The sequence below is a fragment of the Streptomyces sp. NPDC007095 genome, from assembly GCF_040634475.1.
GTDB lineage: Bacteria > Actinomycetota > Actinomycetes > Streptomycetales > Streptomycetaceae > Streptomyces.
The window spans coordinates 1-3342 of sequence record NZ_JBEYFS010000456.1; the positions used below are offsets into that span (position 1 = coordinate 1).

2 protein-coding genes and 2 pseudogenes are annotated in these 3342 nt (G+C 66.5%); 2 read left to right on the forward strand and 2 right to left on the reverse strand.

Going from position 1 to position 3342, the window contains the following annotated elements:
- The first annotated feature begins 479 nt into the window (after positions 1–479).
- Together ABZ656_RS57170 and ABZ656_RS57175 are read left to right on the forward strand one after the other, a co-directional pair.
- Positions 480–605, forward strand: coding sequence for a hypothetical protein (locus ABZ656_RS57170; RefSeq protein WP_256259525.1), 126 nt, complete (start codon positions 480–482; stop codon positions 603–605).
- Positions 606–920: 315 nt separating this feature from the next.
- Positions 921–1691 (forward strand): tetratricopeptide repeat protein, encoded by a 771-nt coding sequence (locus ABZ656_RS57175; protein ID WP_360280557.1) that lies wholly within the window; start codon positions 921–923, stop codon positions 1689–1691.
- A gap of 683 nt (positions 1692–2374) precedes the next feature.
- Here the strand turns inward: ABZ656_RS57175 and ABZ656_RS57180 are convergent.
- Positions 2375–2609 (reverse strand): annotated as a pseudogene (locus ABZ656_RS57180) (carboxymuconolactone decarboxylase family protein); the annotation flags it as partial.
- A 593-nt stretch (positions 2610–3202) separates the two neighbouring features.
- Positions 3203–3342 (reverse strand): annotated as a pseudogene (locus ABZ656_RS57185) (5,10-methylene tetrahydromethanopterin reductase); the annotation flags it as partial.

Here is a 3342-nt window from a genome sequence, read left to right on the forward strand (position 1 = left end):
CTGGTGCTGGTCATGCGGGTGGTTCTCCTGCTCGTTCGTCCACCCAGGCTAACTGATCACGCCGGGGTGTCTCGCCCAACGATGTCAGGGAGGGAGGAGAGGGCCGTAATGGTGACCAAAGGGTTGACGCCGGTGGATCCCGGGATGAGGGAGCTATCGCTGACGTACAGGTAGCCATAGCCATAGCCATAGCCATAGCCATAGCCATAGCCGTAGCTGGTGGCGCGGCCTGTCCGCGTCTGGACTCATCTCGGGCCGCGATGAAGCCGGCCCAACGATCCGGTCCCAGTGCCGCACGACGGGGGAGACGGGCGGCACTGGGACCGGTGCAGCCACGGTATCGGCCTCTCGCGTGACATGAGCCCGTTTGCTCGAATCGCCAGGGGTTCGTCTCGGATGGCCTCCGCGCCCGTTTACGGTGATCAACGGGCTGCCTGGCAAGCTGGACGGCGAGTACAGCACGGCACAGGAGCAGCATCATGAGCAAGCAGGACACCGACCTGACCCGGGACGCGGTGGCTGAGCGGGCGGCACGCGTCCTGGACCGTTGTGTCATCGGACCGTTCCTTCCCGGGTACCGGCTCAACTTCTGTGGCTGGCGGTGATGAGTGGGCTCGTTCGCATGAAATGGAGACGATGCGGCTGCCCCGGTTCGCGGCGTCGTGTGATGTGGCAGAACCCGGGAGAGGTGATCCGGCGGTGGATGCCGGAGCAGGCCGACCAGCGCAGCAGACAGACACACCGGGGAACTGATCACTGATGGAGCATCAGGGTAACGGCGAAAGCGCGTTCGGGGACTCCTACCGCAGCGAAGAGCACTTTCTGGAAGAGTGCGCAGCCAGACTGCGCGCACTCGGGCGGGATGCTGACGCCGAAGCAGTCGAGATGCTGAGCCAGGGCACTTTGGCGCAGGCGGAGACGTGGTTCCGTGCCGCGGCCGAACAGGAATCGGAGGCGGCGAGCCCGAGCAAGTTCATGATGGCGAGTTCCTGGCCTGGCTCGGGAGGAACGGTGAAGCGGAAGACTGGTATCGCCGGGCCGCGCTGGCCACCGACGGCGGCTATGACGTGCTGAAGGCCGCCGATCGTCTGGGTGACCTGCTGTCAGCACGTGGTGCGTACGAGGAAGCCGAGGCTTGGTACCGACGGGCCTATTACGGTGACGAACCACCCGGTTCCACCGGGAAACGCCGGCTCGAGCGACTTCGACCAGTCGACTTTGCGAGCAGGCAACCGGGCATCGCGTACAAGCGGGCTGCCACCCTGGTGGCCATGGGGATGATGGCTGAGGCCGATACGTTCCTCGCCGAAGCCGAGGACTACCAACGCCGTAACCCGAGCCGCGGGCCGGCGGAAGTTGTTGCGACAGCAGTGGTCACCGGCGCGCTGGTCCCGTTCATCCAGACACTGGTGAGCAAGGCGGGAGAAGACAGTTACCAGGCGGCACGTGCTGCGATCCGTCGGTGGTCAAGGATGCTCCGCCGAACTCCGGTCCCGTCTCCCGGCAGCGAGCCGGTCCAACAGCCGGGAATGGAAGGGGTGGTGCTGAGGATCTCCGCTGACGTCTCCAATGAGGCACTGCGGCAACTGGCCGCTCTCGACTTCACAGCGATCCGGCAGACCATGGGTAGTGCGGTCGAGGTGTCCTGGGACGAGAGCCTGAGCGAGTGGAAGATCGCCTCATCCCGCTGAGCCGACTCTGTCGGTGATCTTGGTGTTTCCCGGTGCGGCAGCACGATCGACGGGCACACTCGGGGCAGTTTCGAAGGCTGCTCCAGAAGTTGAGGTGCTCGTCCGACACGGAATCCCCTGGCACAAGTCCTGGCCGACCGCCAGCAGCTGACACCGACAATTACAAGATCACCGACAGAGTCAAGCTGAGCTTGCCGTTTAGCCAGTGACCTGTGTGGTCATGGTGACGATCGACGTTCTTGTGCCTGCTCGGTGGCTTCGGCTTGCATGAGTTCGCGGCGCATGGACTCCGCATGCTGCGTGTTGCAGTTTCTGCTCGACCTGTCGGACCGGTAGGTGGCCGAGGCGGTGCGCTGCCGTTGTCCGTTCGCCCCCGCTCCGGCAAGAAATTTCCGTCCCTGACCGCGCAGGTCGAGCGGGCCAGCAATCCGGGCGGTACGACGGCAATGTGGGTGAGAGGCCGGCTGAACGGCCTGTGGCGCGACGAGGACTTCGCCGACTGGTACCCGCGCGACAGGTGCCCGGGTCTCTCGCCGGCTCGGCTGGCCACCGGGCTCGTTCAGGACGGCCGCGCCGACCGCCTCCTTGATCTCTCGCCGGCCCGTCTCAAGGAGGCTGGGCTGGTTCGCGAACGCACCGGCTCGGATCGAGCGATCCTGGCCGGGCCGCGATTAGTATACGGCTCAGTCAGCCATGTCGGCGAACATGCCGGGCTGGTGGGAGCCGCCCGGGTTGCGCATGATCACGTTGAGCCGGTTGTGGCGTTGATCAGGGCGATCAGGGAGACCAGTGCGGCGATCTGGTCGTCGTCGTAGTGCTCGCGCACCCGGGTCCAGGTCTCGTCCGACACCCCGGGTGGGCGTCGGCGAATCGGGTGCCTTCCTCGGTGAGCGCCAGTGCGGCGCGTTCGGACCTCGACGCGGTTGGCGAGAGTCATGGAAGACCCCGCCCATCAGGCGAATTCGAGGGCGGGACCGTCGGCGTTTCGGGAGGGCCGTTACCGCATCGCTGCGTAGTCCTGCGGTGCCGTCCGGAGAATCTCGGCCATCTGGTCTGCCGTCAGCTTCCGGAAGGCCACGGCGGACGCGCTCGCGATCTTGCTGAACAGGACGTCGGCGGGGATCGGCGGCAGGCCGGCAAAGAGGGGGTGCTGCTCTGATCCGGCGCCTTCACGCGATTCGCCTGATCGACGGGCGGGAGCTGCCCGCCCGGTTCCTCATGGACTGGAACGCGGCGATGGCCAGCGCGCCGAGCTGCCCCCGGTCGTGTTGGAGTGAGCCTTCCCCGGGCGCCTGCGGTAGCGCAGGTTCGGCGCAGTGGCCAGCTGCGGTGGGGGGAAGCCGGTCACGAGGTTGTCGGCGATGGCGACAGCCAGGGCACGCATCTCGATGACATCGACTTCCGCCTTGTGGCCTTGATCTGCGGGCTCCTCCCCGACCGCATCAGTGAGACGGTCCGCCAGCAGGCGTGTGGACGAGGGGTACTCAGGCCTGCGGATACAGCGATGCGTTTCATGCGGCGGTCTCCCCTTCCGAGGAGGCTTCCGAAGCGGCGGCGAGCAGGGACTGGTGGGTCGGCGCGTCCGGCACATCCGCCGGGCGCCCCTTGGCGAACTCCTCGCGCAGCACCGGGACGACCTCCTCGCCGAGCA